A 25399-nucleotide genomic window follows, 5' to 3' on the forward strand; every position below is an offset into this window, starting at 1 on the left:
CTAAGCGGACTTGGGACCAGAGATGACCAATCAATACACCTCCGATGCCATTGAGGTACTTAACGGACTGGAGCCGGTAAAGCGGCGCCCCGGGATGTACACCGACACTGCCCGGCCCAACCACCTGGGTCAGGAAGTGATCGACAACAGCGTCGATGAAGCCCTGGCGGGTCACGCCAGCAGCGTTCAGGTGATACTCCATAAGGATCAGTCTCTGGAGGTGATCGATGATGGCCGTGGCATGCCGGTGGACATCCACCCGGAAGAGGGGGTGCCCGGCATCGAGCTGATCATGTGCAAGCTGCACGCCGGCGGTAAGTTCTCCAACAAGAACTACCAGTTCTCCGGTGGTCTGCACGGTGTGGGGATCTCCGTGGTGAATGCCCTTTCCACCCGGGTGGAGGTCACCGTTCGCCGCGATGCCCAGGTGTATGAGATCGCCTTTGAAAATGGCGACAAGGTCCAGGACCTGCAGGTGACCGGCACCTGTGGCCGCCGCAATACCGGCACCAGCGTTCATTTCTGGCCCGATACCAGCTATTTCGATTCCGCCAACTTCTCTGTGGCCCGACTGACTCACCTGCTGCGGGCCAAGGCGGTACTCTGCCCCGGACTCAAGATCAAATTCGACAACAAGGTGACCGGTGAAGTTACCGAGTGGCACTACGAAGATGGCCTGAAGGATTACCTGTTCGATACGGTGAAATCCTGGCCCATGTTGCCGGATACCCCCTTTACCGGCGCCTTTGCTGCGAACAATGAAGCGGTGGACTGGGCCCTGGTGTGGCAGCCGGAAGGGGGCGACTCCGTCGCTGAAAGCTACGTCAACCTGATCCCCACCGCCCAGGGCGGTACCCACGTCAATGGTCTTCGCCAGGGCCTGCTGGAGGCGCTTCGGGAGTTCTGCGAGTTCCGCAACCTGATGCCCCGTGGCGTCAAGCTGGCCCCGGAAGATATCTGGGACAAGGTGAGCTACATCCTCTCCATCAAGATGCAGGACCCCCAGTTTGCCGGTCAGACCAAGGAGCGTCTCTCCTCCCGTCAAGCGTCGGCTTTCATCACCGGCGTGGTCCGTGATGCCTTCAGCCTGTGGCTCAACGAGCACACGGAGCAGGCGGAAGCCCTGGCGGAATTCTGTATTGCCAGTGCTCAGAGTCGGCTGCGCAAGGCCAAGAAGGTCGCCCGTAAGAAGGTGACCAGCGGTCCTGCCCTGCCCGGGAAGCTCACCGACTGTACCACCACAGAGCCGATGCGCGGCGAGCTGTTCCTGGTGGAGGGGGACTCGGCAGGCGGCAGCGCCAAACAGGCCCGAGATCGTGACTTTCAGGCGATCATGCCCCTGCGAGGCAAGATCCTGAATACCTGGGAGGTGGACGCCGGTCAGGTGCTGGCTTCTCAGGAGGTGCACAACATCTCCATCGCCCTGGGGATCGACCCGGATTCGGACGATCTGAGCGGGTTGCGCTACGGTAAGGTGTGCATCCTGGCGGATGCGGATTCCGATGGTCTGCACATCGCGACCCTGCTGTGTGCCCTGTTCATGAGGCACTTCCGCTCCCTGGTCGAGCAGGGGCATGTGTATGTGGCCATGCCTCCGCTGTTCCGTATTGATGTGGGCAAGGAGGTGTTTTACGCCCTGGATGAGCAGGAGCGCCAGGGGATTCTGGACCGGATCGCCGCCGAGAAACGTAAGGGCAAGGTTCAGGTCACCCGGTTTAAGGGACTGGGTGAGATGAACCCGGGCCAGCTCAGGGAAACCACCATGGACCCCAATACCCGTCGTCTGGTGCAGCTGACGGTGGATGATGCCCAGGCCACCGAGGCGTTGATGGACATGTTGTTGGCCAAGAAGCGGGCCGGGGATCGCAAGTCCTGGCTGGAAGCCAAGGGAGACCTGGCTGCCCTGGATAACTGATAAAGAAAAGGCCGCACTCAGTGCGGCCTTTTTCTTTGTCTGTCGGTACGAGTGCGGCGCTTACCAGCTGGTGCGACGCTTACAATCCATGTAGTTCAGGGCGCTGACCACCCCGTTGGACCAGTCTTCTGCCAGCTCGCGCTTTTCGTGGTTTACCTGAACCACGTACTTGCTGAAGTTGCCACCCAGCTCGCTGCGCAGGGATTTGCCAGTGAAGGACATACGGGCCGCCACCACCTGGTGCAGGGGCATGCGCCAGTGAACCAGAGTGCCATCGGGCTCCTGGGTTACGGCGGTGGACTCGGTGACCCAACCGGTGTCGTGCACCAGCTCTTCCAGGGTCGGACGGCGATCAATCGCCAGATTTTGAGTGTCCTGTGTATTGAATACGCGTTGCATGATCTTTACCCGCTTAGTTGTGTGCAGGAGTATTAATAGCAGAGAGCAGGATACGGGAATCGTCATCAGTTCACACTATTGAAACAGCCTAAAAACTGAGCATCTTTTTCGTGAATGTTGTCACTATGTAAAGGGTGCAACTGGCGTCCAGATCAAATTTTGATTAAAAATGAGAGGTGGTGACAGGGTCAGATAATCACAAATTATTGATGTTATTGCTCTAAATATAATATTTTTTGAAGCTCTGGATTTCGTTTTCTGCAATTCTGGATTGAATTTTGGAATTGTTAACAAAGCCAGTGATGGCTAACTGAACATCGTGGCCAAAAGGTGGTCAGATTGAGCTTGCATAACTATGCAATCTTAGTCGTGCTGCCAGGGAGGAAAAATGGGAAGCGTCACACTGTTGATCATCGCCGCGGCAACGGCGGTTTCGTCGGCTCAACTGCCACAAGGGTTTTCATTGACTCAGGTCGCCGAGGCAGACAACGCCCGGCAGATGGCCTGGGGCAGTAAGGGCACCCTGTTTGTCGGCAGTCGGAAAGCCGGCAAGGTCCATGCTCTGCAGGACCAGGATGGCGATGGCGTCTACGAGACCCGGCACACAGTGGCCCAGGGGCTCTACCTTCCCTCCGGCATCGCGTTTCGCGACGATACCCTCTACGTGGCAGCGGTCAACCGCATCCTGGCTTTTCCCGAGGTGGAAACCAGGCTGGTGGCGCCGAAAATGGAGGTGGTGTACGACGGCCTGCCCAGCGATGCCCACCATGGCTGGAAGTTCATTCGTTTCGCTCCGGATGGCCGGCTGATCGTGCCGGTGGGCGCACCCTGTAATATCTGCAATCCGGCACTGCCGTATGCCAGCATTCTGGCGCTGGACCTGGACAAGGGGAGATACGAGGTTCTGGCCAAGGGGGTGCGCAACAGTGTCGGGTTCGATTTCCACCCGGACAGCGGGGAGCTCTACTTCTCCGATAATGGCCGCGATATGATGGGGGACGATCTGCCCCCGGATGAGATCAATCGCCTGGTGACGGCGGGCAGCCACTTCGGTTACCCCTTCCTCCACGGTGCCAAGGTGGCCGATCCCAAATTCAAGGCCAGTGCGGGGCAGATGGCCGGCTTTGAAAAGCCTCTGTGGCAGCTTCAGGCCCACGTGGCGCCTCTGGGGATTCATTTCTACCGCGGCGAGGCGTTTCCCCCTGAATACCGGGGGGCCCTGCTTATCGCCGAGCATGGCAGCTGGAATCGCAGCAGCAAGGTGGGCTATCAGGTGAGCGCCCTGATGCCTCAGGCCGACGGCAGTTGGCAATACCGGGTGATTATTGGCCCCTGGCTTGATGGAGAACAACCTTTGGCCCGTCCTGTGGCATTTCTTGAGCACCCTGATGGTTCGCTTTTGATTTCGGACGATTATAATGGTGCGGTTTACAAGCTAACTTACAACGGAATGCCGACGCAGACGGCGGATAACGAAAACAATGAGTGATGCAACTGAATTGAGCCTTGAGGGAGTGGAGCAGCGGCCGCTGCATGCCTTTACCGAAGAGGCCTACCTGAACTACTCCATGTACGTCATCATGGACCGGGCACTGCCCCACATCGGTGACGGTCTCAAGCCGGTACAGAGACGTATCATCTACGCCATGAGTGAGCTTGGCCTGTCCGCCTCTGCCAAGTACAAAAAGTCCGCCCGCACCGTGGGTGACGTGCTGGGTAAGTACCACCCCCATGGTGACAGCGCCTGTTATGAGGCGATGGTACTGATGGCGCAGCCCTTCACCTATCGCTATCCTCTGGTGGATGGCCAGGGGAACTGGGGGGCGGCGGACGATCCCAAGTCCTTCGCCGCCATGCGTTACACCGAATCCCGCCTCTCCCGTTTCTCCGAGGTTCTGCTCAGCGAGCTGGGTCAGGGCACCGTGGACTGGGGCGTCAACTTCGATGGCACCCTGAAGGAGCCTAAGAGCCTGCCGGCCCGACTGCCCCACATCCTGCTGAACGGCATCACCGGCATCGCCGTGGGGATGGCCACCGACATTCCACCCCACAACGTCCGCGAAGTGGCCAACGCCTGTGCCCATTTGCTGGACAACCCCAGAGCGGAACTGCCGGAGCTGATGACCTTTGTCAAAGGCCCTGACTACCCCACCGGAGCCGAGATCATCACCCCGGCCAATGAAATTGCCAAGATGTACGAGAGTGGCAAGGGGTCGGTGAAGATGCGGGCGGTCTACACCATAGAGCAGGGCGAGGTGGTGATCAGCGAGCTGCCCCACCAGGTGTCCGGTGGCAAGATTCTGGAACAGATCGCCGCTCAGATGCAGGCGAAGAAGCTGCCCATGGTCACCGACCTGCGCGATGAGTCTGATCATGAAAATCCCACCCGTCTGGTGGTGGTGCCCCGCTCCAACCGGGTGGACCTGGACCAGCTGATGGCGCACCTGTTCGCCACCACGGATCTGGAGAAGAGTTACCGGGTTAACCTCAACATGCTGGGACTGGATCAGCGTCCGGCGGTGAAGGGGCTGAAAACCATTCTTGGCGAGTGGCTGGAATACCGCATGACGACGGTGCGCCGCCGGCTGGAGTACCGCCTGGACAAGGTGCTGGCCAGGTTGCACATCCTTGATGGTCTGCTTATCGCCTTCCTCAACATCGACGAAGTGATCGCCATCATTCGCAATGAGGATGAACCCAAGCCGGTGCTGATGGCCCATTTTGGCCTGACCGAGACGCAGGCAGAAGCGATCCTCGACCTGAAGCTGCGTCATCTGGCCAAGCTGGAAGAGATGAAGATCCGCGGTGAACAGGATGAGCTGTCCAAGGAGCGGGACAAGTTGCAGTTGACCCTCTCTTCCGAACGCCGCATGAAAACTCTGGTGAAGAAAGAGTTGCTGGCGGATGCCGAGAAGTATGGTGATGATCGCCGCAGCCCGCTTCAGGAGCGGGAGGAGGCCAAGGCCCTGACCGAGACCGAGCTGATGCCCACCGAGGCGATCACTGTGGTGATGTCTCAAAAGGCCTGGGCTCGTCAGGCCAAGGGCCATGAGGTGGATCCGGAAACCCTCAACTACAAGTCCGGTGATGGCTACCTGTCCCATGCCCGGGGACGCAGCAATCAACCGGTGATCTTCCTGGAGAGCTCGGGCCGAAGCTACACCACAGATGCGCACACTCTGCCGTCGGCCCGCAGTCAGGGGGAGCCGCTGTCCGGCCGCTTCAACCTGGTGGCGGGTGAGATGCTGGAGCACACCCTGATGGGAGACTCGGAACAGCTCTACCTGATGGCCACCGATGCCGGATACGGTTTCGTCTGTGCCCTCAAGGAGATGATCAGCCGCAACAAGGCAGGTAAGGCCCTGCTGACCGTGCCCATCGGCTCCCGGGTGATTGTCCCGACTCCCATTGCTAACCAGGAGAGCGATCGTCTGCTGGCGATCACCACCGAGGGCCGTATGCTGCTGTTCCCCGTGGCTCAACTGCCGGTCCTGAGTAAGGGTAAGGGCAACAAGATCATCGGCATACCCACCGAGCGGGTGAAGAACCGGGAAGAATATCTGAAACATCTGGTGGTGGTGCCTGAAACCGCAGCCGTGACCCTGTGGGCGGGCAAACGCAAGCTGACCCTCAAACCCGACGACCTTGCCCACTATCAGGGCGAGCGCGGCCGCCGGGGCAACAAGTTGCCCCGAGGCCTGCAGCGGGTGGACAAACTGGAGTTAGTCAGCGAATAATTGAGTCACACAAAAGCGAAGCCGAATGGCTTCGCTTTTTTTTATCCCCATTGTCGTCGCTCTGTTATAAAACAGAGGTACACTTTCAGCGGGCCACCAAGAGCCCGGTTAGCACAGAATAAAGGACATCATGAAACACCTGGATATGGAGCGCTGGCCGCGTCGTCAGCAATTTCAGTTTTTCACTCAGCTGGACCAGCCCTACTTCAGCCTTTGCGCGGACATCACCATCACCGAACTTTTCCACCGATGTCAGCGTGACAAGCTCTCCGCCTACCACGCCATCACTCACGCCATCATGACCGTCTGTCATCAGCTGGATTGGACCCGCTGGCGAATTCGGGGCGATCAGGTCATCGAGCATGAACGTCTCAGTGCGGGGATCACCACCCTGGGAGAAGACCGCTTGGTCCGTTTTGTTCGGGTGCCCTACTGTGACGAGTTTGATGAGTTTTCCCGGCGGATGATGTCCCAGTCTGAGATGGCCTGGCAACGCCCCGGGCTGTTTGATGAGGCGGGCGATGGGGATGATTCCATCTATATGTCCTGCCTGCCCTGGGTGCGCTTTACCCAGATGACCAACCCCATGCCCCTGAGTCCGGCGGACTCGGTGCCCAGGATCACCTGGGGAAAGTACGATCAGAGCGGTGAAGAGGTGAAGGTGCCGGTGGCAGCACAGATTCATCATGGATTGGCCGATGGGCTGCACCTTGGAGAGTTTTACGAGGCATTACAGCAACGTATCAACCAGTGTCGTCATTGGCTTTAGTCGGTGACCAATATGGGTATCAAATTTTGAGCGAACAGTTGTAACGAATTCGTTGAGTCGGTCACGGGGTTTGCCTATACTGGGCGCCCCTGTTGTGAGGAAAAGACGTCACCGATGCTGTTACTGTTGCGTTCCCTGACTTTGGCTCTGTTGTTGGTCCTGGTCTCCACCCTTGGCCTGCTGTTGTGCCTGATTCGCCCCTTTCACCGAAACAATGTCCACTACACCGCCAAGGTGTTTGGTGCCGTGGCACCGATCCTCGGCATCAAGGTGATCCACCGCGGCGCACGCGGCGATGGTGATCCCGTGGTCTACGTGGGCAACCACCAGAACAACTTCGACCTGTTTACCCACACAGGTTCTGTACCCAAGGGCACGGTCTCCATGGGTAAGACCAGCCTGAAGTGGATCCCCTTCTTTGGCCAGCTCTACTGGCTGACCGGCAACATCCTGATCGATCGCGGAAACCGCTCCAAGGCGGTTCGCACCCTGAGGCAGGCGGCGGAGAAGATTCGCGGCAAGTCGCTCTCGGTGTGGATCTTCCCTGAAGGCACCCGTTCTCGTGGCCGGGGGTTGCTCCCCTTTAAGACCGGGGCTTTCCATACCGCCATCCAGGCCGGGGTCCCCATCGTACCGGTGATCGCCTCAGACCAGCACGGGATCAACATGAACCGCCGTAACAACGGCGTGGTGATCGTCGAGACTCTGGAACCCATCTGCACCAAGGGCTACTCCAAGGAACAGGTTCGTGAGCTGGCGGAAGAGGTCTACAGCCGAATGAAGCAGCGCCTGGATGAGCTGAACAGCGAGGCGATGCGACTGGCAGGGGCCAAGCCTGCTTTGGCCTGATATACTGGCGCCAATCTTACCCATTTGGAGATGGTCATGACCATTGAACAACTGATCCTCGAGCAGGAGCTGGAGAACCGCGAGATCGTGGACGCCCTGCTGGAGGACGGCTCTCAGCCAGACGCCGAGTACGTCATCGAACACCACTTCTCCGGCTCCAACTTTGATAAGCTGGAGAAGGCTGCTGTGGACGCCTTTAAGGCGGGCTTCGAGGTGGAAGACGCCGAAGAGCTGGAACTGGATGATGGCGCCGTGGTGTTTGCCTTCGATGCCGTGATTGAGCACAAACTCGAGGTGGAGCGTCTGAATAAGGACACCAAGACCATGATCGAGCTGGCTGACAAGCATGGCATCCAATACGATGGCTGGGGCACCTACTTTGTAGAATAAGCACCCGGGTGTCATTCTCGCTCGCCAGCGATGGCGCATGCATAAAGCGCCGTCAGGCGCTTTTTTTGTATCTAAAAGTGGGGTCGAGCTCAGGGCTATCCCGTGGCGCCCCGATGACGGCCGCCCCGGCGTGGCTCAGTGATGAGTCTGAGTCTCTGGGCCGTCAGAGCGGTGAATGCACACGGCTGACCGAGTCCAGCCTGACCGGCGAGGTGGTTCGCTTCTGATCTTGAAGGCCGCAGTGGCGGAGACTATAGTCTGTGTCTCATAGGGGGGACAGAGTATGACGGATCAGCAGCCTCATCAGGAGCGTCGTAGCATCAACCGGCGTCAGAACTCGGATCGTCGTCAATACCTGCGCTGGGAGCCCGGTAAGAAGGAGAGGCGCCGGGGATGGGGGCGTCGCAAGGAGGATGGTCTTCAGGGCTACTGGCAGGATTGATCGGCCGCAGTCAGCTTGCTTTGGCCAGAATACAGCGGTTGCGGCCCTGGCGCTTGGCCTCATACAGGGCTTTATCTGCCTCTTCAAACCACACCTTATTGTTTTCCAGCCCTTGGTGATAAGGGGCATAACCGATGCTGACGGTAAAGCTGGCCGCTCCGGCGTCGGTCTCCACAGTCAATTCAGACATGGCGCTGCGAATGCGCTCGGCCAGCATCTGTGCCTGCTCCTGAGTGGTTTCCGGAAGCAGCAGGGTAAACTCTTCACCGCCGTAGCGGGCCGCGACATCGCTCTTTCTCAACAGCTGGCTTAGCTTCTGACCTACCGCCGCCAACACCAGGTCTCCGGCACTGTGGCCCAGGGTGTCGTTGATCGACTTGAAGTGGTCGATGTCCAGCACCATCAGGGTGGAGGGATGGCTGTATCGACGGTTGCGCTCAAACTCCTGATCCAGATGCTGTTGCCACATGCGGCGATTGGCCAGCCCGGTGAGGGTATCTATCTGACTCATCTTCGACAGCGCCTGACGGTGGTTGGCCTCGACGGTAACGTCGTACACCACCAGGGCCACATTATTCACCTCGGCTAATCTGTTGCTCAGAGGCTGAATGGTGAGATTCTGGTACATGTATGGGCTCTGGCCGGTCACGGGGCGCGAGTTGGGAAACTTGAAGATGTAGGGCCGCTGCTCCCAGGTGGTGAAGGCGCGGTTGTTCAGCAGGAAGGCGGTCTCCAGCTTGCTGGTGAGCCACTCCTCAGGCAACTCGTCGAACAGGTCAAAGACGCGCTTGCCCCTTACCTGGGAGGCGCGAAGACCACTGTGGTTCTCCATGAAGCTGTTCCACAGATGGATGCGGTACTGACGGTCCAGCACCACCAGGCCCACTTCAATGGTCTGAACCAGCTGGGTCAGCAGGTGCAGGGCATCGAGTTCGGCGTTATGGGAGTGCTGGTTGGGCATCGATTACACCAGGTCTTTGAGTTGAGTCTGCAGCAGGGCCCAGCTTGACTGGGGCAGCAGCAGTAACAGGTCGCAATTTAGCTTATGTTGCTCCTGTCGGTAGCTGATTTCAATGGCGTAGACCTCTCCGCTAAGGCTGTTCACCTCTTTGGAGTGGCGCCAGATGATCGGCGGGCTTTGGCTGAATGTGACATGCAACTGTTCTGACAGGCTGTTTAGGAAAGCACCGAACAGCAGGTTGGCAGCATCCATCAGGATCTCCTCCTGCTGGGCGGCGGTTTCGCCCTTGAGGCCAAACAGCCGACTGAGATCGGTTTCATTGATGTCGTGGAACAGCAGCAACGCCTCGCCGGCGATGCCGGCGCCGATGAAGCCCTGGCTGAGGATCTGGGTGTACTGGCCTTGCCGGGCGGAGGTGAGCATCATCTCCAGGTCGCGGCTGCTCCAGTGGGAGACCTTGGGTACCGGCAGGTGAACAAAGTCATCGATCACCTTGGCCAGCAGCGACGCGGTGCGACCCATGGCGACGTTGCAAATCTCGCGCAGGGCGTCCTCCAGGCTGACGCTGCCCGTTTCCACCGAGGCTGTTTCCGTGCCAGTCTCGATCTGCAGCCTGGCCAGTGCCGAGGCCAGTTCTGCGTTATTAACCGGCTTCTTGATGAAGTCCAGGGCGCCCAGCGCCTTCACCCGAGTCAGCGCCTGGGGTTGGATATCGGCGGAAACCACGATAGTCTGAGGCTTAGAGGTCTGACCAGAGAGGGCTTCCAGGACTTGATAGCCATCCAGGCCTGGCATATTGAGATCGAGAAACAGCAGTTCATAGTTGGACTGATTCAACATCTCAAGGGCCCGCTCGCCGTTTTCGGCGAAGGCTATGTCACTGCAAAGGCCCGACGGCAAAGTTCTGGCCAGTTGCTTACGGGCCAGCGCAGAGTCATCGCAAATTAGAACCTTAATGGTGGTGCCTCCCTGCCCAGGGTCTAAATGACCTTTTTATCGAAACTTGTAAAAAGAGCATTCTATTGAATTAATTTATAAATGTCATGATCTTGACGGTGATGAATTTCTGACAACTAAGGAGTGGTTATGTCGGAAAAAGTAATTTTAAGTGTTGAGGACGGCATCGCCCTGGTGGAGATGAATCGTCCGGATAAGTGTAATGCCCTGGACTATGACCTGTTCAAGGCCTTGGTAGCTGTACAAAAACGCATCGCGGGCATGAGAGAGGTCCGTGCCGTTATCCTGACCGGGCGAGGTAAGGATTTCTGCTCAGGCATAGACATAAAGTCCATGTTTACCTCCCCTTCAATCGCGATGAAGTTGCTGTTTAAACTCTGGCCCTGGCAGGCGAATCGTGCCCAGAGAGTCAGCACCGGCTGGCGAGAGTTGCCGGTGCCGGTCATCGCCTCCATCCATGGACGCTGCTGGGGCGGGGGGATGCAGATTGCCCTGGGGGCGGACTTCCGTATTGCCGAGTCTGACGCCACTCTGGCGGTGATGGAGGGACGCTGGGGGTTGATCCCCGATATGGGCGGGACCCTGGCGCTGCGGGAGCAGATGCCTCAGGACCAGGCCTTGATGCTCTCCATGCTGGCGGAGCAGGTCAGCGCCGACGAGGCGCTCAGGTTGAATCTGGTCACCGAAGTGGTGGAGGACGCCATGGCCCGCAGTCAGGCGCTGGCCAAGGCGCTGGCACAGCGTTCGCCCAATGCCCTGGCGGAGGTCAAGAGGCTGTACAAGACCCGGGGATTCGGTTCCAATGGCTCGGTTCTTTTGGGTGAGACTCTGGGTCAGATAAAAGCAATGTTTTCGAAAAACCAGAGAATTGCTGTGGCCAGACAACAGGGAAAAGAGCGGAATTATCTGCCGCGATAAAACCCTGACGATGTCATTTTTATCTGCCAGAAGTTTGCTGGAAATGGCGAATGCAGGTCAGGGCAAAAAATACTGACTGAATGAGCGGATGTTTAGCGCAACTGGCATAAAAAAAACGCCCCGCATTGGCGGGGCGTTTTCTTTTTCTGAATTACTCGTCGAGGAAACTCTTGAGAATTTCAGAGCGGGAGGGGTGGCGCAGCTTACGCAGCGCTTTGGCTTCAATCTGACGAATACGCTCACGGGTTACGTCAAACTGCTTACCCACCTCTTCCAGGGTGTGATCGGTGTTCATGTCGATACCGAAGCGCATCCGCAGCACTTTGGCTTCGCGAGCGGTCAGCCCTTCCAGCACCTCATTGGTGGCCACTTTCAGGCTTTCGCTGGTGGCGGCATCGATGGGCTGGGCCAGGGTGGTATCCTCGATGAAGTCACCCAGGTGGGAATCTTCATCATCACCAATGGGGGTCTCCATGGAGATGGGTTCCTTGGCGATTTTCAGGACCTTGCGAATCTTGTCTTCCGGCATCAGCATCCGTTCGGCCAGCTCTTCCGGCGTGGCTTCACGGCCCATCTCCTGAAGCATCTGACGGGAGATGCGGTTCAGTTTGTTGATGGTCTCGATCATATGCACCGGAATACGGATGGTACGGGCCTGGTCAGCAATGGAGCGGGTGATCGCCTGACGGATCCACCAGGTGGCGTAGGTGGAGAACTTGTAGCCTCGACGGTACTCGAACTTGTCCACCGCCTTCATCAGGCCGATGTTACCTTCCTGAATCAGGTCCAGGAACTGCAGACCACGGTTGGTGTACTTCTTGGCGATGGAGATTACCAGACGCAGGTTGGCTTCCACCATCTCTTTCTTGGCTCGGCGGGCCTTGGCTTCACCGATGGACATACGGCGGTTGATGTCCTTGATGCGACCGATGGTCAGGCGGGTTTCCACCTCAACCTGGCCCAGCTTGGCCTGGCAGCGGGATACTTCGTCCTGCACCTTGGTCAGGGCATCGCTGTAGCTCTTGCCGGCGGACACTTCGGTCTGCAGCCAGCTGTCGTCGGTTTCGCTGCCGGCGAAGGCTTTCATGAAGTTCTTCTTGGGCATCTTGGCCTGTTCGACACAGAGCTTCATGATCAGGCGTTCCTGGATGCGCACGCGATCCATCATGGTACGCATGTTGCCAACCAGGTGGTCGAACTGCTTGGGCACCAGGCGGAACTGCTTAAACAGTTCGGACAGGCGAGTCACTACCATGGCCACTTCGACGGAGTCATGACCGTGATCGGCGATCGCCTGCTGGGCCAACTCATAGTGGCGGCGCAGTTCACCAAACTTCTCACGGGCCTCTTCCGGATCCGGACCGGAGGAGGTCTCCTCTTCGTCGTCCTCATCCTCGTCGTCTTCGTCGTCCAGATCTTCCTGGGACAGCTCGGAGCCAACGTGGGTGGCGGTCGGGGCAACGTTGTTCTGATCTTCATCTTCGGAAACGAAGCCGGAGATGATCTCAGACAGGCGGATCTCATCCGCCTCGAAACGATCCCACTGATCCAGCAGGAAGGAGATCGCTTCCGGGTACTCGGCGACAGAGCACTGTACCTGGTTGATACCATCCTCGATGCGCTTGGCGATCAGAATTTCGCCTTCGCGGGTCAGCAGCTCAACTGTACCCATTTCACGCATGTACATGCGTACGGGGTCAGTGGTGCGGCCCAGCTCGCCCTCTACGCTGGCCAGCACCTGAGCGGCGGCTTCGGCAGCGTCTTCATCCGTGGCGTCTTCCGACATCATCAGGTCATCGCTGTCCGGGGCGGACTCGAAAACCTGAATACCCATGTCGTTTATCATCTGGATAATATCTTCGATCTGATCGGAATCGATCATATCCGCCGGAAGGTGGTCGTTCACCTCGGCGTAGGTCAAGTAGCCCTGCTCTTTGCCCTTGGCTACCAGAAGCTTGAGTTGTGACTGCGGAGTTTGATCCATAGATATCATCCACTTACTTATGCGAACAGAGTGTTTGAGCGACAGCCGCGCAAATAGCCAATTATAGCGTTTCGGCGGTTCAATCGCTAGCCTTTGCCGGGGCCTTAAGCCCCTGTAATAACAGATTCATCTCTTGCAATTGACGTAGCTCATCGGTGGATATTGAACCATCACGCGCTTTACGTTGCAGTTGCTCTGACATCTGTTCAAAAAAACGTTGGTTTAACCATAATAAACAGTCGGTAAACTCCTGGCGGAAAGCGGACTCATCACTGAGCTCCAGTTTCCAGTTCAGCAGCTTACTCAAGGTGCCGTGTTCAGGACGGCCCCTGAACCGCTCCATCAGCTGACCTGTGGTCAGTGGTTCGGGGCGGCAGATCTCCAGCATCTCCCGAAGCAGCGGCAAACCCGCCATCTCCAGGTGCTGTAACTCCTCCTGCACCGGCATATTGTGGCCCAGTGAAGGTTGTTGCTGCAGAAGGGCGATGGCCCGGCGAACCGGCGTTCCACGCCCCTGTGCCCCGGTGGGTTGAACCACCTGGGGAGCACTGCGTTGTCGCAGCGAGTCGGCTCCCCAGCCCAGTTCGGTGCGCAACCGGGCAAACAGACTCTCCTTCAGCAGACCGTCGGGCACCTTGTTAAGGAGTGGCTCCATGGTGCTGGCCAGTTGGGCCTTGCCCTCCTGGCTGGAGAGGTCTGCGTCGGACAGCAGGGTATCAAACAGGTAATCGGAGAGAGGCATCGCCTTCTCCACCAAGGCTTCAAACGCCTCCTTGCCCTGTTTACGAACCAGGCTGTCCGGATCCTCCCCATCGGGAAGGAACATGAATTTCAGCTGGATACCGTCCCGCAGATAGGGCAGGGCGGTTTCCATGGCGCGCCAGGCCGCTTCCCGGCCGGCATTATCGCCGTCGTAACAGCAGATTACCTGCTTGCTGGTGCGGACCAGCAGCTGCATCTGGTCGGCGGTGGTGGAGGTGCCCAGCGAGGCCACCGCATAAGGAACCCCATGTTGGGCCAGGGCCACCACATCCATATAGCCTTCGACCACCAGAATTCTGGTGGGGTTCCTGTCGTGCTGTTTCAGCTCATACAGGCCATAGAGCTCGCGCCCCTTGTGGAAGATGGGGGTTTCTGGCGAGTTCAGGTATTTCGGGGTGCCGTCACCCAATACCCGGCCCCCGAAGGCCACCACCCGGCCTCGGCGGTCACGGATGGGAAACATCAGCCGGTCGCGGAAGCGGTCGTAGCTTCGGCCTCCCCCCTCCTTAGCGATCAGCATGCCACACTCGGTCAGCACGCTCAGGCCGGTAGGGTTCTGCTTGTGTTGTGACTGCAGGTTGTCCCAGCCATCCGGGGCGAAGCCGATGCCAAATTTCTTTACGGTATCGCCGTCCAGGCCTCGGGCCCGAATGTAGTCGATCACCTTCTGGCGCTGGGCGTGTTTGCGCAACTGCAGTTGGAAAAAGCGGGCGGCCCAGTCCATCAGCTCGTAGTGGCTGGTGAGTTTGGGGGCCTGTTGCTGGCGGGCGCTCAGGCCCTGTTCCCTGGGGACCTCTAGGCCCACAGTGGACGACAGCTCCTCGATGGCGTCGAGAAACTCCAGCCGGTCATACTCCATCACAAAGTCCAGGGCATTGCCGTGGGCGCCACAGCCAAAACAGTGATAGAACTGCTTATCCTGGCTGACGGTGAAGGAGGGGGATTTTTCGTTGTGGAATGGGCAACAGGCGCTGTGATTCTTGCCTGCTTTCTTAAGTTTTACGCGTGCGTCGATCAGATCGACAATGTCGACTCGGGCCAGTAGCTGGTCAATAAAATCTCTGGGGATACGCCCTGCCACTTACTTATGAGTCTCCGCGGTGCTATCAATTAGAGACGAACAAGCCGTGCAGGGCACGGCTTGTTTCACGCTAAGGCAAGATGGCTCAGCTCAGACGGGCCTTAATCAGACCACTGACCGCGCCCATGTCGGCACGACCCTGAACCTGAGGCTTCAGAAGCCCCATCACCTTGCCCATATCCTGCATTGAGCTGGCACCGGAATCCGCCAGTGCCTTGTCTACCAGAGCGTTCAGCTCCTCCTCGGTCAAAGGCTGAGGGAGAAACTCCTGCAGCACCACAACTTCGGCGGCTTCCACGTCGGCCAAATCCTGACGGCCTGCGGCCTCAAACTGACTGATGGAGTCGCGACGCTGTTTGACCATCTTGGTCAGAACCACGGTGACTTCATCGTCGGTCAGGGTTTTCTGGCCGTCCACCTCTTGCTGCTTAACCGCAGCCAGAGCCAGGCGGATGGTGCCCAGGCGTGCCTTATCTTTAGCACGCATGGCAGTTTTCTGCTCGTCTTTAAGACGCTCAACTACGGACATCGTAAACTCTGCTTAGTACAGACGAGTACGACGAGCGTTTTCGCGAGACAGCTTCTTAGCGTGACGCTTGGAAGCAGCAGCTTTAGCGCGCTTACGTGCAGTGGTAGGCTTCTCATAGTGCTCGCGGCGACGTACTTCAGACAGGATACCTGCCTTCTCGCAGGAACGCTTGAAGCGACGCAGGGCTACGTCAAAGGGCTCGTTTTCACGTACTTTAATTACTGGCATCTGCCACTCACCTCAATAAATTGGGTTTGAGCTGGTCATCTTTTGACCGGCGTAAGTTCAAAATGGTGCGAAATTCTACTCTGAACCGCACTGCCTTGTAAAGGGCCATTCAACGGTCTTGAGGAACTTGGGTAACAACCAAAACAAAACCGCCTCTCAACCCATTAAGGTGAAAGGAAATTTTCGGTTGCGCCCGGTGAGTTTCCCCGGGTTAACGGCGGTTGTGCCGGCTGGGATTGGTATCCTGGCCAAGGCGCAGGTAGAATTGCCGCCTTCAACTATTAATGTGAGAGTCTAGCATGCGGCTGTTGGGAATCGAAACTTCCTGTGATGAAACTGGAATCGCCATCTACGACGATGAGCGTGGGCTGTTATCACACGCCCTCTACAGTCAGGTAAAACTGCATGCAGATTATGGCGGTGTTGTGCCGGAACTGGCCTCCCGGGACCATGTGCGCAAGATTGTGCCGCTGGTCAAGGAGGCGGTGGCCAATGCCGGCCTGACCCCGGACGAGATTGACGGCATCGCCTATACCGCAGGCCCCGGCCTGGTTGGCGCCCTGCTGGTGGGTGCCTGTGTCGGTCGCAGTCTGGCCCTGGCCTGGAACATTCCCGCGGTGGCGGTACACCATATGGAGGGTCATCTGCTGGCGCCCATGCTGGAAGAGACACCGCCAGAGTTCCCCTTTGTGGCCCTGCTGGTCTCTGGAGGCCACACCATGCTGGTTCGTGTGGATGGCATCGGCCAGTACCAGGCACTGGGGGAGTCCATCGATGATGCGGCCGGTGAGGCGTTTGACAAGACCGCCAAGCTGATGGGGCTGGATTACCCGGGGGGGCCGCTGTTGGCTAAGCTGGCGGAGAAGGGCACCCCGGGACGCTTTACCTTCCCCCGTCCCATGTGTGACCGACCAGGCCTGGATTTCAGTTTCTCAGGCCTCAAGACCTTCGCTGCCAACACCATCGCCGCCGAAGGGGATGATGAGCAGACCCGGGCCGACATTGCCCGCGCGTTCGAAGACGCCGTGGTGGACACCCTGGCGATCAAATGCCGGCGTGCCCTGAAGGAGACCGGGTTGAATCGTCTGGTAATCGCCGGGGGGGTGAGTGCCAACAAACATCTGCGAGCCCAGTTGGCGGCGATGATGGCCAAGCAGAAGGGTGAGGTGTATTACCCCAGAAATGAGTTCTGTACCGACAATGGCGCGATGATCGCTTACGCGGGTCTGCAGCGGCTCAAGGCCGGAGAAACTCAGCCCCTGTCGGTGAAGTGTCAGCCGCGCTGGCCTCTGGATACCCTCAAGGCGCCGGGGGTTGCTTAGCCTTCGCCTTCAGGCGTTCCGACACCTTAGGCTCCTTGCCTTGCCACAGGCGCACCAGATTCGGCTGGTGCCGCCAGATGATCAACAGACACAGCAGCACCACCGACAGGGTGTACTGGGGTTTGATCAGGTAGGTGTACAGGGGAGCCAGCATTGAGGTGATCACCGCACCCAGGGAGGCGTATTGTGTCACCCAGACGATCACCAGCCAGGTGGCGATGATCAGCAGTCCCATCCAGTCACTGATGGGCGCCAGCGCGCCCAGCGCGGTGGCGACCCCCTTGCCGCCGCGAAAGCCGAAAAACACCGGGTAGATGTGGCCCAGGCAGGCGGCGATGCCGATAAAGGCCAGGGACAGGGGGTCAATGCCCAGGTGGTAGCTGGTCCACACCGGAATGGTGCCCTTGAGCACGTCGAACAGCAGCACCATTACCGCCGCGCTCTTTCCTCCCAGCCTGAGTACATTGGTGGCGCCCGGGTTGTTGGAGCCGCTGGTTCTTGGATCGGGTAACCCTTTGAGCTTGCACACCAATACCGCACTGGATACGGAACCCAGCAGGTAGGCAAACAGGATCATCATCAGGGTCATCGACACGGCGCGTCCTTTTCTGCGTAAATGGCCACCGACGGTGGTGGTTGCGGTTTGCCGCGATGGGGTAAAAGGCTTTATGATTCCGCCACACCCGCCTACGGACAGGATATTAGGGTATCTAACCTTTGATTGGAGTACCAGAGTTGCAAACAGATACGGTTTTCGTCGACCAGCTGAAATGTGAAGCGGTCATCGGGGTTTTCGACTGGGAGAAGACGATCACCCAGACCCTGTTTATTGACCTGGAGATGAGTTGGGATAACCGGCCGGCCGCCGCCTCGGACGACTACCGTCATGCCCTGTGTTACGACACCGTGTCCACGGCCGTGACCGAGCTGGTGGAGGGGACGCCCCACGAGCTGGTGGAAACCGTGGCTGAAAAAGTGGCCGAGCTGATTCGCAGCCGCTTCGGCGTGCACTGGGTCAAGGTGACGGTCAACAAACCCGGTGCGGTGAGCAATGCCACCAACCTCGGGGTGCGTATTGAGCGGGGCAGCAGGACCAACCCGTGACCCGCATCTACATCAGTGTCGGCAGCAACATCTGTCCCAGAGAGAACATTCCTCCCGCCCTGGATGACCTGTTTCGTCACTTTGGCCCCCTGACTCTGTCCAGGGTGTTTGAAAGTGAAGCGGTGGGTTTTGACGGGGATAACTTCCTGAACTTTGTTGTGGCCTGCGACTCCAAGCTCCCTCTGGCGGCTACCGCAGCGGCGCTGCGTCAGATAGAGCTTAAACACGGCCGCGCCCCGGATGCCCAGAAGTTTTCCAGTCGCACTGTCGATCTGGATCTGCTGCTGTTCGGAGAGACTCAGTGCCAGCAGCCCCTGGTGTTGCCCAGGCCAGAGATTCGTTTTAACGCCTTTGTGTTGTGGCCCCTGGCCGAACTGGCTCCCGATCTGGTGATGCCCGGCGATGATGCTCCCCTGTCGCAGCGATGGCGGGACTTTGATAAGACTCAACAGAAACTGTGGCCAGTGGCTTTCCACTGGTTACCCTCCGGAGACATGCAGTAAATGGATCTGATACAAGCCTTCTGGCTCGCCCTGATTCAGGGGATCACCGAATTTCTACCCATCTCCAGCTCGGCGCATCTGATCTTGCCGTCGCAGCTGCTGGGCTGGCCGGATCAGGGGCTGGCCTTTGATGCCATCGTCAACCTGGGTACCCTGGCGGCGGTGGTGATCTATTTCCGCCAGGATGTGGTTTCCCTGCTGGCCGCCTGGTTGCGCTCGCTTACCGGACGTCACTGTGATCAGAGCAAACTCGCCTGGCTCATCATATTGGGCACCATTCCCGTCGGGCTCTCCGGCCTGCTGTTCAACGATTTCATCGGCACCCATTTCCGCAGCACCCTGGTGGTGGCCAGCTCCACCCTGATCTTCGGTCTGCTGCTGTGGTGGGCAGACGCCAAGCCCAGTGAGAAGCGGGGCATTGAGGATCTGACCTGGCAGCTGGTGCTGTTTATCGGTATCGCCCAGGCGATGGCATTGATTCCCGGAACCTCCCGTTCCGGTGTCACCATCACTGCGGCCCTGTTGGTGGGGCTGAACCGGGTCGCCGCCGCTCGGTTCTCCTTCCTGTTGGCGATCCCGGTGGGGGCGCTGGCCGGTGGTTACGAGGCTCTGGGCCTGATTGGCAACCCGGAACCGGTGAATTGGGCGCCTTTGGGTGTGTCCCTGGTGGTGGCCTTTGTGTCCGCCTACCTGTGTATCCACTACTTCCTTAAGATGATCAGCAATATGGGTATGCTGCCCTTCGTCATCTACCGCCTGGTTCTGGCGGGCCTGCTGTTTGCCTTCTTCGTGTAGCGGTATCGGCATGAGAAAAGCGGCCATCGGGCCGCTTTTTTGTACCCGGCTGTCACAGACACGCCGCCTTCTAGAATCCAGGGGAGGGTGCTAGCCGCCACCCGCACAGGGGCAGTCCGGTGGCAGCACCAGGTTGACGGCGCCGGGATGGACCTGGAAGCGGATCCGGGAGGCGTGGATCGGTTCGCCATCCAGGTTCATTGGCATCGGATCGTCGGCCTGGTACTCGGCCCAGGGCAGTTGCATCCAGGTGACAAAGTGGTTGTCCGGCGCCGGCGACTCCAGCTCCTTCAGAACCTGGGGCAGGTCCTGGGGAGTAAAGGCGGAGAGGCCGACGAAGTCCAGCAGGCCGTCGTCGATGCATGCCATAGGGGCCAGCGGCTGACCGCCTCCGGCCTGACGGCCGTTGCACACCGCCCCGACCAGGATGCGGTTCTCCAGCGGGCCGTTGGGGGTGAGTAACTGCCCCTCGTAGGGTTCGAACTTCAACGCCTGCAGCAGGCCATTAAGGGTGTAGGCGCCTCCGCCGAGGAAGTTCTTCAGGGCCACCGGAGTGGTGGCGGTGACCCGGGCGCCAAAACCGCCGCTGGCGACGTTGATGAAGTAACGCTCGTTGGCACTGGCCACGTCCACCGGCCTAGATTGCCCATCGCGAGCCAGGGCCAGTGCCGCTTCCACCTCCGTGGGAATGGCGCAGGCAGTGGCAAAGTCGTTGGCGGTGCCCAGGGGCAGGATCGCCAGCTGTGGTCTTCGCTCTCTGGGGTGGGCCATCAGCGCCGATACCAGCTCGTTGACCGTACCGTCACCTCCCCCAGCCACCAGCCGGGGGCATCCCTCCTGGATCGCTTCTGCCACCAGCCTGGCGACGTCGTCCCCCTCCCAGGTGACTCGCACTTCGATGGGGCCGTGGTGGCGCTGGACCAGGATCCCCTGGCGAACCGGATCCTGGTTTGCTTTTTTGCCATTGAGGATAAGACGCATCAGACACTCCCTGATCATGTCGATGAGTTAACCCTAATGGATGAGGAGGAGTTTGGCGACGTGAACAACTGCAAAAGGACGGGGCCGAGTCACTTGGAGAGGGGGTTGGAGGCCAGGCGGCCTCCCGAATGCGGTCAGAACTGATAGTCCAGCTTGGCCCACAGGGTACGCCCCGGCTCATTCACCTGGCGGGTACGCTCTTCCGGCGGAAGCAGGTCGTTGCCGGCACCGCTTTTGCTGATGTGCTCGGCGTAGGCCTTATCCAGCAGGTTGTCGATGCCCATGCTCAGGGTGAAGTCGTCGGCGAAGCGCCAGGCGCCATTGAGGGAGACCACCCCAAAGCCCGCAGTTTCCCCCAGATCCTGGCCAACGATGTTGCCCTGGCCGACGGCCACTCTGTCCTGCTCGGCCACCAGTCGCCACAGGGCGCCGAAACTCCAGCCGTCCCGTTCATAGTTCAGTGCCAGCTTGGCCTCCAGGGGGGAGATCTGGCCCAGGGGGCGGTCCTCACTGTCGTTCTCCCCTCGGCTGTACGCCAGGGTGGTGACCCACTGCCAATGGTCGGCGAAGGCCCAGGTCAGGCCGGCCTCGCCGCCCCACAGGGTGGCGTCGATGTTGCGGGCGGAGGGCATGCTGTTGTTGTCGATCAGGATGTAATCGCTCAGTTCGGCGTAGAACAGCGACAGGGACAGTTCCACCGGGCCCTGATGGATCCAACCCAGATCCAGCTGATCGGTGGTTTCGGGATCCAGGGTGAGATGGGTACCCGCCTTCATCACCTCCCAGTAGTCGGCGATGCGTTCGGCGTGGCCGAAGCCGGCATACCATTGATGCTGACCCCGGGTCAGTTCATAACGAGCAAAGCCGGAGAACAGGGTGTCATCCCGGCTGTTGTCCTTGTTGTCGCCCGCCCAGCTGCCGCGCAACTCGGTGGCCCACCGATCCAGACGGACACCGGCCTTGACCGTCCCCTGGCTCAGCTGATAGTCCGATTCGATGAACAGGCCAACACTCTGCTGGTTGAACACCTCCTTGAAGGGGGCCGCTTCCAGCTGATCCAGGCTCTTACCGCCGCGCATATCCTGGGTGCTGTCCAGGGCATCCAGCCCCAGGGTCAGCTGCCACCGCTGGTCCGGTGCCAGATCCAGCCAGAGGTGGCCGCCATAGGTGGTGCGCCTGGGGTTCATCCCCACGGGCAGGTTGTCCGGATCGCTGATGGGGCGATCGAACTGATCCATGATGTGATCGTTTTGATTGGCGTAGATTTGGAATTCGATGGACCTGGCCCAGTCACTCTCCAGATCGCTGCGCATCAGCAGCGACAGGTTCTCGTTGTCTATCTGCCTGGCCTTGTTGGCCCGGTCGGCGTACTCGGCGCTGCCCTGGGAGTAGCCGTAGCTCAGCTCCACCACCTGACCCTGACTCGGGGTCCAGCCAAAGGCGGTGTTGACGCTCTGGCGGTCGTACTCGGACTGCATCTTCTCGCCGTTGCCATCTTCATAGTCGTCACTCTGGGAGCCGTTGATGTCCAGTTGCCAGTAGGAGTCCTCGCTGCCGGTGAGCAGCTCCATCAGGTAGTCTTTGCGATCGAAACTGCCGCCGGTGATGCTGGCCCGCCCCTCGGTGCCCGCTTCACTGAGGCCATAGCTGTCGCGGGAGAACACCACGGTGCCGGCGCTGCCCACCGGGCCATATTTCACCGTCTGAGGCCCCTTGATCACCCTGACCTCTTCGTAGGTTTCCGGAGAGATGTAGTTGGTGGGCGGGTCCATCCGTCCGCCACAGGTGCCCTGCATCTGCTGGCCGTTGTTCACTATGCTGATCCGCGAGCCCGCCATGCCGCGCAAGCTGATGTCGCCCCCCGCGCCCCCTTTCCGAGTCACCGTAAAGCCGGGAATGGTGCGCAGGTAGCCGGAACCGTCGAAAGCGGGAATGGGTTGCCTGGGTTTCTTCGGGTCAATGACCACGGTCAGGGGAGACTGCATGGGCTCGGCGGTCACCACAATCACTTCGTCACAACGTTTTTTGTCACAGTGACGGTCTGCTTCTGCGGCGAAGGTGGGCAGGGAGAGAATGGCGGCAACGGCGGTGGCCGTGGGCAGCAGCGTCGATTTCATGGTGTGCATCCTGAGCGAATTCATTATAAGAGTTTGTTGGCGCGCATTATTTTCGTGATGAGGCGGGTTCGGCAACGATGAAGAGGCGAAGTGCGACAATCGGTCGCAGCCGTTGAGGAGTCGTTATCTTTGGTGAGGTTTTTTTAGGAGTTTTTATACGCTGAGGCTGCTATTCCACGGCGCCCTATCACCCTGTGGAGGATCCGTCGTTGCAATCCCTGTAGGAGAATGGCGCTCGAAATCCGGGGGGGATCTCTGGTTTTATCCCAGAGGGTGGCGGGGGCAGAGGCCCACTCCTAGACTTGCGGTGCCTGAGGTCAGCGACTGGCCTCAGATTATCCATCAAGTACAAAGGATTGAACTATGAACACTTCCAAGGATATTCAAACCGGCCTGTTTCCCGTTTCCTATCAGATTGCCCTTGGCACCAAGGAGACGCCGATTCTCGGCGGGGCGTCCCTGACCCTCAAACTGCTGGTGGACACCGTCAATAAGAGCACGTCCGGTGTGGGCCACATCTTTCAGCCTGTCAGCCCACCCATCAATGTGGTGTCCCAGTTCATCGGAGAGTGGTCCTACATGTGCACCATGAAGGAGTGCCACATCCTGGTGGTGGCGGAAGGGTTCGACATCAGCCCGCTGCTGGTGGGTGGTCACCCCATTGAGCATAAGAACGCCAAACTGAGGATGGTGATGAACGAAGACTGGCAGTCCGGGGTGGCCAACTTCTCCTTCTTTGCCCGCGGTCAGTGGCACGAAGTGGAGGGGGCCCGGGTAGAGTTGGTGAACATTGATGCTCAGCAGAGCAGTAGGAGGCTGGTTGAGAAGGCCCATGAGAAAAAGCCAATCGTGGAAGCCTAGCGGCTAACGGAGTGATACAAGCCACCGCTCCGGCGGTGGCTTGCGACGGAGATGGTTCTCAGGAGTTGAGGTGATGCCAGGCGTAGGCTCGAGCGTATTCAGTACGCTCCTGAATACATAAGAGTTCTTTCTTGGAGATGGTTTCAGCTTCTCCCACCTTTCCCAGTGTATTGATGGGACGGATGGTGATCATTTCATCCAGGTAGCCCAGGGTTTCCCCAAGCAACATCATATCTTTGATGTGGTAGGAGACGATCAATCTGTTGCTGATGATACGCGCCAGTAGCCTATCAAAGGTTCCAGGGAGGGATTGAAGTTCCTCGGACGGTGGAGCGTGGTTTGTTTTTTCGAAAAGCTCTGAATAGAAACGGCTTTGCTCATCGTCGATGAGGTGATGAATGCTCTCAAGTCTGACATGAGCAAAACCGTCAAAGTGAAAGTCTGTGGCCTGATGAATAGTGAGATAGTCGGATTGCACACTCAGCAGCTCACCAATTAAATGGTCATCTTCACCGATATCAAGATGAATCATTTGGCCGGGCTTTGTGGCTTGCAGCAGCTTGTCTCGGTTCATCAGCTTACCCAATGGCTGCAGTGGTCCTGGCGCAGCCCCTTCCCGCCTGTTTGGCGGCGTAGACCCCCAGGTCGGCGGCCTTGATCAGGGCTTCGTAGTTGTCTGTCTCTGGTATCTGACTGGCGAAGCCCAGACTGATGCTGCCCCGCCACTGAGCGGCGCCGGTGGGCACCCTGAGGGCTGCTACCTTGGCCACCAGTTGCTCTGCCAGGTTTCGGGCGCCAATTAGATCGGTGTTGGGGCAGAGTACCAGGAACTCGTCGCCGCCTAGGCGGCACACCAGGTCGTCGGTGCGCACCGCGCCTTTGAGGGTCCGGGACAGCTCGATGAGTACCCGGTCGCCGGCGTCATGGCCATAGGTGTCATTAACCTGTTTGAAGTAATCCGCATCCACCAGCATGGCGGCAATTGGCGATTCCGTCTTCCGCCCCTCCTGCCACAACGCGTCCAGGGTTTGCATGGCGTGACGCCGGTTGGGCAGTTGAGTCAGGGTGTCGGTGAGGGAGAGCACCTCCAGATGCCGATTGGCTTCACTGAGTTCCTGGGTGCGTTTGGCCACCTTCTCCTCCAGAGTGAGATTGAGCTCCTGCAGCTCCAGATTGCGGGCGGACACCTGTTTAAACAGTCTGCCGATGGCGTCGAGCAGGGTGCTGGTGGCGGGGTCCTGGCTGCGCTGCTGCTCGTCGAAGGCGTCTGCCGCCGAGGCTCCCGCCTCCATCTGCTCCAGCTGACGGGCCATATTCTGGTCCTGGCCCAGGATATGGTAAGCCAGCCAGTGGATCAGAAATTCCAGCATGTAGGTGGCGGAGGTTTCGGTACTCACCGACTGCTGCAGTATGGCGACCTCCTGAAGGAAGTGGCGATGGTCGTCGATGTGATGTTTCAGGTGGCGGCTGTCGATGCCCCGGGCCGCCATCAGGGCCTCTTCATCCTGAAAGTGGTCGTGGGCATAATCCGCCAGTTTCTGAATCAGCTCCTGGGCGCGCGGTTCATCGAACCTGTTTTCTGCGAGAAGGTTGCCCAATCCATTGATCAGGCTGACCAGCTCTTGATGTTGGCTGTCGACACTGTCGAAGCCGGTAACGAAGTTTTTGTTCCAGTTGAAGGATTTCATCCGCGTATTGTATTTGAGTGGTAAAGCTTAAATTCATACTAGCCACTCGAAAGGTCAATGCCTATGTGTTACCCGACAGAATTCATAATATCACCAGGCGCGTGGTT

Annotated in this window: 25 protein-coding genes; 13 read left to right on the top strand and 12 right to left on the bottom strand. The window is 58.7% G+C overall.

Annotated elements, in window-relative coordinates; genetic code table 11:
* Positions 1-22: 22 nt before the first annotated feature.
* A complete protein-coding gene (parE, locus tag G505_RS0113065; protein WP_028109964.1) occupies positions 23-1915 on the top strand; it encodes a DNA topoisomerase IV subunit B in 1893 nt (630 codons plus the stop codon).
* Positions 1916-1975: 60 nt separating this feature from the next.
* Here the strand turns inward: parE and G505_RS0113070 are convergent, their stop codons facing one another.
* Positions 1976-2314 carry a hypothetical protein gene (locus G505_RS0113070; protein ID WP_028109965.1) on the bottom strand — a complete coding sequence of 113 codons (339 nt, stop codon included), beginning with the start codon at positions 2312-2314 and terminating at the stop codon, positions 1976-1978.
* Positions 2315-2702: 388 nt separating this feature from the next.
* On the opposite strand from G505_RS0113070, the gene G505_RS21520 reads away from it, so the two are divergent.
* From G505_RS21520 to G505_RS23075, 6 genes are all read left to right on the top strand, one after another.
* Positions 2703-3803 carry a PQQ-dependent sugar dehydrogenase gene (locus tag G505_RS21520; RefSeq protein WP_051216197.1) on the top strand — a complete coding sequence of 367 codons (1101 nt, stop codon included), beginning with the start codon at positions 2703-2705 and terminating at the stop codon, positions 3801-3803.
* Positions 3796-6051: a DNA topoisomerase IV subunit A gene (parC, locus tag G505_RS0113080; RefSeq protein WP_028109966.1), complete on the top strand. Its 2256-nt coding sequence runs from the start codon at positions 3796-3798 to the stop codon at positions 6049-6051. The genes G505_RS21520 and parC overlap by 8 nt, the downstream gene beginning before the upstream one ends.
* A 130-nt stretch (positions 6052-6181) precedes the next feature.
* Positions 6182-6820, top strand: a complete 639-nt coding sequence (locus G505_RS0113085) for a CatA-like O-acetyltransferase (RefSeq protein WP_028109967.1) — start codon at positions 6182-6184, stop codon at positions 6818-6820.
* Positions 6821-6934: 114 nt separating this feature from the next.
* A complete protein-coding gene (locus G505_RS0113090) occupies positions 6935-7669 on the top strand; it encodes a 1-acylglycerol-3-phosphate O-acyltransferase (protein WP_028109968.1) in 735 nt (244 codons plus the stop codon).
* Between the two features lie 36 nt (positions 7670-7705).
* A complete protein-coding gene (rraB, locus tag G505_RS21525) occupies positions 7706-8059 on the top strand; it encodes a ribonuclease E inhibitor RraB (protein WP_035385387.1) in 354 nt (117 codons plus the stop codon).
* Positions 8060-8342: 283 nt separating this feature from the next.
* Positions 8343-8501, top strand: a complete 159-nt coding sequence (locus tag G505_RS23075; protein ID WP_157509197.1) for a hypothetical protein — start codon at positions 8343-8345, stop codon at positions 8499-8501.
* Between the two features lie 10 nt (positions 8502-8511).
* Here G505_RS23075 and G505_RS0113110 read toward each other — a convergent pair whose 3' ends face one another.
* Both G505_RS0113110 and G505_RS0113115 read right to left on the bottom strand, forming a co-directional pair.
* Complete coding sequence (locus G505_RS0113110) at positions 8512-9462, bottom strand: sensor domain-containing diguanylate cyclase (RefSeq protein ID WP_035385388.1); 951 nt, start codon at positions 9460-9462, stop codon at positions 8512-8514.
* A 3-nt stretch (positions 9463-9465) separates the two neighbouring features.
* A complete protein-coding gene (locus tag G505_RS0113115) occupies positions 9466-10419 on the bottom strand; it encodes a response regulator (protein ID WP_035385389.1) in 954 nt (317 codons plus the stop codon).
* 129 nt (positions 10420-10548) lie between these two features.
* On the opposite strand from G505_RS0113115, the gene G505_RS0113120 reads away from it, so the two are divergent.
* Positions 10549-11337: a crotonase/enoyl-CoA hydratase family protein gene (locus G505_RS0113120; RefSeq protein WP_028109971.1), complete on the top strand. Its 789-nt coding sequence runs from the start codon at positions 10549-10551 to the stop codon at positions 11335-11337.
* 151 nt (positions 11338-11488) lie between these two features.
* Here the strand turns inward: G505_RS0113120 and rpoD are convergent, their stop codons facing one another.
* The 4 genes from rpoD to rpsU all read right to left on the bottom strand — a co-directional run bounded on the left by rpoD (position 11489) and on the right by rpsU (position 15921).
* Complete coding sequence (gene rpoD / locus G505_RS0113125) at positions 11489-13321, bottom strand: RNA polymerase sigma factor RpoD (protein ID WP_028109972.1); 1833 nt, start codon at positions 13319-13321, stop codon at positions 11489-11491.
* 79 nt (positions 13322-13400) lie between these two features.
* On the bottom strand, positions 13401-15164 hold the full coding sequence (gene dnaG / locus G505_RS0113130) for a DNA primase (protein ID WP_028109973.1): 1764 nt from the start codon (positions 15162-15164) through the stop codon (positions 13401-13403).
* An 85-nt stretch (positions 15165-15249) separates the two neighbouring features.
* The gene (locus tag G505_RS0113135; RefSeq protein ID WP_028109974.1) at positions 15250-15693 is read right to left on the bottom strand and encodes a GatB/YqeY domain-containing protein; all 444 of its coding nucleotides are present in this window, start codon (positions 15691-15693) and stop codon (positions 15250-15252) included.
* A 12-nt stretch (positions 15694-15705) separates the two neighbouring features.
* Positions 15706-15921, bottom strand: a complete 216-nt coding sequence (gene rpsU / locus G505_RS22775; protein WP_084144540.1) for a 30S ribosomal protein S21 — start codon at positions 15919-15921, stop codon at positions 15706-15708.
* A 299-nt stretch (positions 15922-16220) separates the two neighbouring features.
* Here rpsU and tsaD point away from each other — a divergent pair, with 299 nt between their 5' ends.
* On the top strand, positions 16221-17243 hold the full coding sequence (tsaD, locus tag G505_RS0113140) for a tRNA (adenosine(37)-N6)-threonylcarbamoyltransferase complex transferase subunit TsaD (RefSeq protein ID WP_028109975.1): 1023 nt from the start codon (positions 16221-16223) through the stop codon (positions 17241-17243).
* Here the strand turns inward: tsaD and plsY are convergent.
* Entirely contained in the window at positions 17221-17832 is a 612-nt protein-coding gene (gene plsY / locus G505_RS0113145; RefSeq protein WP_035385391.1) for a glycerol-3-phosphate 1-O-acyltransferase PlsY, read from the bottom strand. The two genes, tsaD and plsY, sit on opposite strands and share 23 nt — an antisense overlap.
* A 146-nt stretch (positions 17833-17978) precedes the next feature.
* Here plsY and folB point away from each other — a divergent pair, with 146 nt between their 5' ends.
* From folB to G505_RS0113160, 3 genes are read left to right on the top strand one after another with little or no spacing between them, the layout of a single operon-like run.
* Complete coding sequence (gene folB, locus G505_RS0113150) at positions 17979-18347, top strand: dihydroneopterin aldolase (RefSeq protein ID WP_028109977.1); 369 nt, start codon at positions 17979-17981, stop codon at positions 18345-18347.
* Positions 18344-18850: a 2-amino-4-hydroxy-6-hydroxymethyldihydropteridine diphosphokinase gene (gene folK / locus G505_RS0113155; RefSeq protein WP_028109978.1), complete on the top strand. Its 507-nt coding sequence runs from the start codon at positions 18344-18346 to the stop codon at positions 18848-18850. Before folB ends, folK begins: the two co-directional genes overlap by 4 nt.
* Positions 18851-19645, top strand: a complete 795-nt coding sequence (locus G505_RS0113160; protein ID WP_028109979.1) for an undecaprenyl-diphosphate phosphatase — start codon at positions 18851-18853, stop codon at positions 19643-19645.
* 90 nt (positions 19646-19735) lie between these two features.
* Here G505_RS0113160 and yegS read toward each other — a convergent pair whose 3' ends face one another.
* Both yegS and G505_RS0113170 read right to left on the bottom strand, forming a co-directional pair.
* Entirely contained in the window at positions 19736-20626 is an 891-nt protein-coding gene (gene yegS, locus G505_RS0113165) for a lipid kinase YegS (protein WP_028109980.1), read from the bottom strand.
* Positions 20627-20760: 134 nt separating this feature from the next.
* Positions 20761-22743 (bottom strand): TonB-dependent copper receptor, encoded by a 1983-nt coding sequence (locus G505_RS0113170; protein ID WP_028109981.1) that lies wholly within the window; start codon positions 22741-22743, stop codon positions 20761-20763.
* 363 nt (positions 22744-23106) lie between these two features.
* On the opposite strand from G505_RS0113170, the gene G505_RS21530 reads away from it, so the two are divergent.
* Complete coding sequence (locus G505_RS21530) at positions 23107-23604, top strand: DUF1842 domain-containing protein (RefSeq protein ID WP_051216199.1); 498 nt, start codon at positions 23107-23109, stop codon at positions 23602-23604.
* Between the two features lie 58 nt (positions 23605-23662).
* On the opposite strand, the gene G505_RS0113180 is transcribed toward G505_RS21530, so the two are convergent.
* Together G505_RS0113180 and G505_RS0113185 are read right to left on the bottom strand one after the other, a co-directional pair.
* A complete protein-coding gene (locus tag G505_RS0113180) occupies positions 23663-24178 on the bottom strand; it encodes a hypothetical protein (RefSeq protein ID WP_157509199.1) in 516 nt (171 codons plus the stop codon).
* Positions 24179-24182: 4 nt separating this feature from the next.
* Positions 24183-25292: a GGDEF domain-containing protein gene (locus G505_RS0113185; RefSeq protein ID WP_028109983.1), complete on the bottom strand. Its 1110-nt coding sequence runs from the start codon at positions 25290-25292 to the stop codon at positions 24183-24185.
* Positions 25293-25399: the final 107 nt, after the last annotated feature.

The organism is Ferrimonas futtsuensis DSM 18154, from assembly GCF_000422645.1.
In the GTDB taxonomy this organism is placed as follows: domain Bacteria; phylum Pseudomonadota; class Gammaproteobacteria; order Enterobacterales; family Shewanellaceae; genus Ferrimonas; species Ferrimonas futtsuensis.

Bases quoted from the DNA above. Each gene is read 5' to 3' on its own strand.
- parE (WP_028109964.1), top strand. From the start codon at position 23: ATGACCAATCAATACACCTCCGATGCCATTGAGGTACTTAACGGACTG.
- G505_RS0113070 (WP_028109965.1), bottom strand. From the start codon at position 2,314: ATGCAACGCGTATTCAATACACAGGACACTCAAAATCTGGCGATTGAT.
- G505_RS21520 (WP_051216197.1), top strand. From the start codon at position 2,703: ATGGGAAGCGTCACACTGTTGATCATCGCCGCGGCAACGGCGGTTTCG.
- parC (WP_028109966.1), top strand. From the start codon at position 3,796: ATGAGTGATGCAACTGAATTGAGCCTTGAGGGAGTGGAGCAGCGGCCG.
- G505_RS0113085 (WP_028109967.1), top strand. From the start codon at position 6,182: ATGAAACACCTGGATATGGAGCGCTGGCCGCGTCGTCAGCAATTTCAG.
- G505_RS0113090 (WP_028109968.1), top strand. From the start codon at position 6,935: ATGCTGTTACTGTTGCGTTCCCTGACTTTGGCTCTGTTGTTGGTCCTG.
- rraB (WP_035385387.1), top strand. From the start codon at position 7,706: ATGACCATTGAACAACTGATCCTCGAGCAGGAGCTGGAGAACCGCGAG.
- G505_RS23075 (WP_157509197.1), top strand. From the start codon at position 8,343: ATGACGGATCAGCAGCCTCATCAGGAGCGTCGTAGCATCAACCGGCGT.
- G505_RS0113110 (WP_035385388.1), bottom strand. From the start codon at position 9,462: ATGCCCAACCAGCACTCCCATAACGCCGAACTCGATGCCCTGCACCTG.
- G505_RS0113120 (WP_028109971.1), top strand. From the start codon at position 10,549: ATGTCGGAAAAAGTAATTTTAAGTGTTGAGGACGGCATCGCCCTGGTG.
- rpoD (WP_028109972.1), bottom strand. From the start codon at position 13,321: ATGGATCAAACTCCGCAGTCACAACTCAAGCTTCTGGTAGCCAAGGGC.
- G505_RS0113135 (WP_028109974.1), bottom strand. From the start codon at position 15,693: ATGTCCGTAGTTGAGCGTCTTAAAGACGAGCAGAAAACTGCCATGCGT.
- rpsU (WP_084144540.1), bottom strand. From the start codon at position 15,921: ATGCCAGTAATTAAAGTACGTGAAAACGAGCCCTTTGACGTAGCCCTG.
- tsaD (WP_028109975.1), top strand. From the start codon at position 16,221: ATGCGGCTGTTGGGAATCGAAACTTCCTGTGATGAAACTGGAATCGCC.
- plsY (WP_035385391.1), bottom strand. From the start codon at position 17,832: ATGACCCTGATGATGATCCTGTTTGCCTACCTGCTGGGTTCCGTATCC.
- G505_RS0113160 (WP_028109979.1), top strand. From the start codon at position 18,851: ATGGATCTGATACAAGCCTTCTGGCTCGCCCTGATTCAGGGGATCACC.
- yegS (WP_028109980.1), bottom strand. From the start codon at position 20,626: ATGCGTCTTATCCTCAATGGCAAAAAAGCAAACCAGGATCCGGTTCGC.
- G505_RS0113170 (WP_028109981.1), bottom strand. From the start codon at position 22,743: ATGAAATCGACGCTGCTGCCCACGGCCACCGCCGTTGCCGCCATTCTC.
- G505_RS21530 (WP_051216199.1), top strand. From the start codon at position 23,107: ATGAACACTTCCAAGGATATTCAAACCGGCCTGTTTCCCGTTTCCTAT.
- G505_RS0113180 (WP_157509199.1), bottom strand. From the start codon at position 24,178: ATGAACCGAGACAAGCTGCTGCAAGCCACAAAGCCCGGCCAAATGATT.
- G505_RS0113185 (WP_028109983.1), bottom strand. From the start codon at position 25,292: ATGAAATCCTTCAACTGGAACAAAAACTTCGTTACCGGCTTCGACAGT.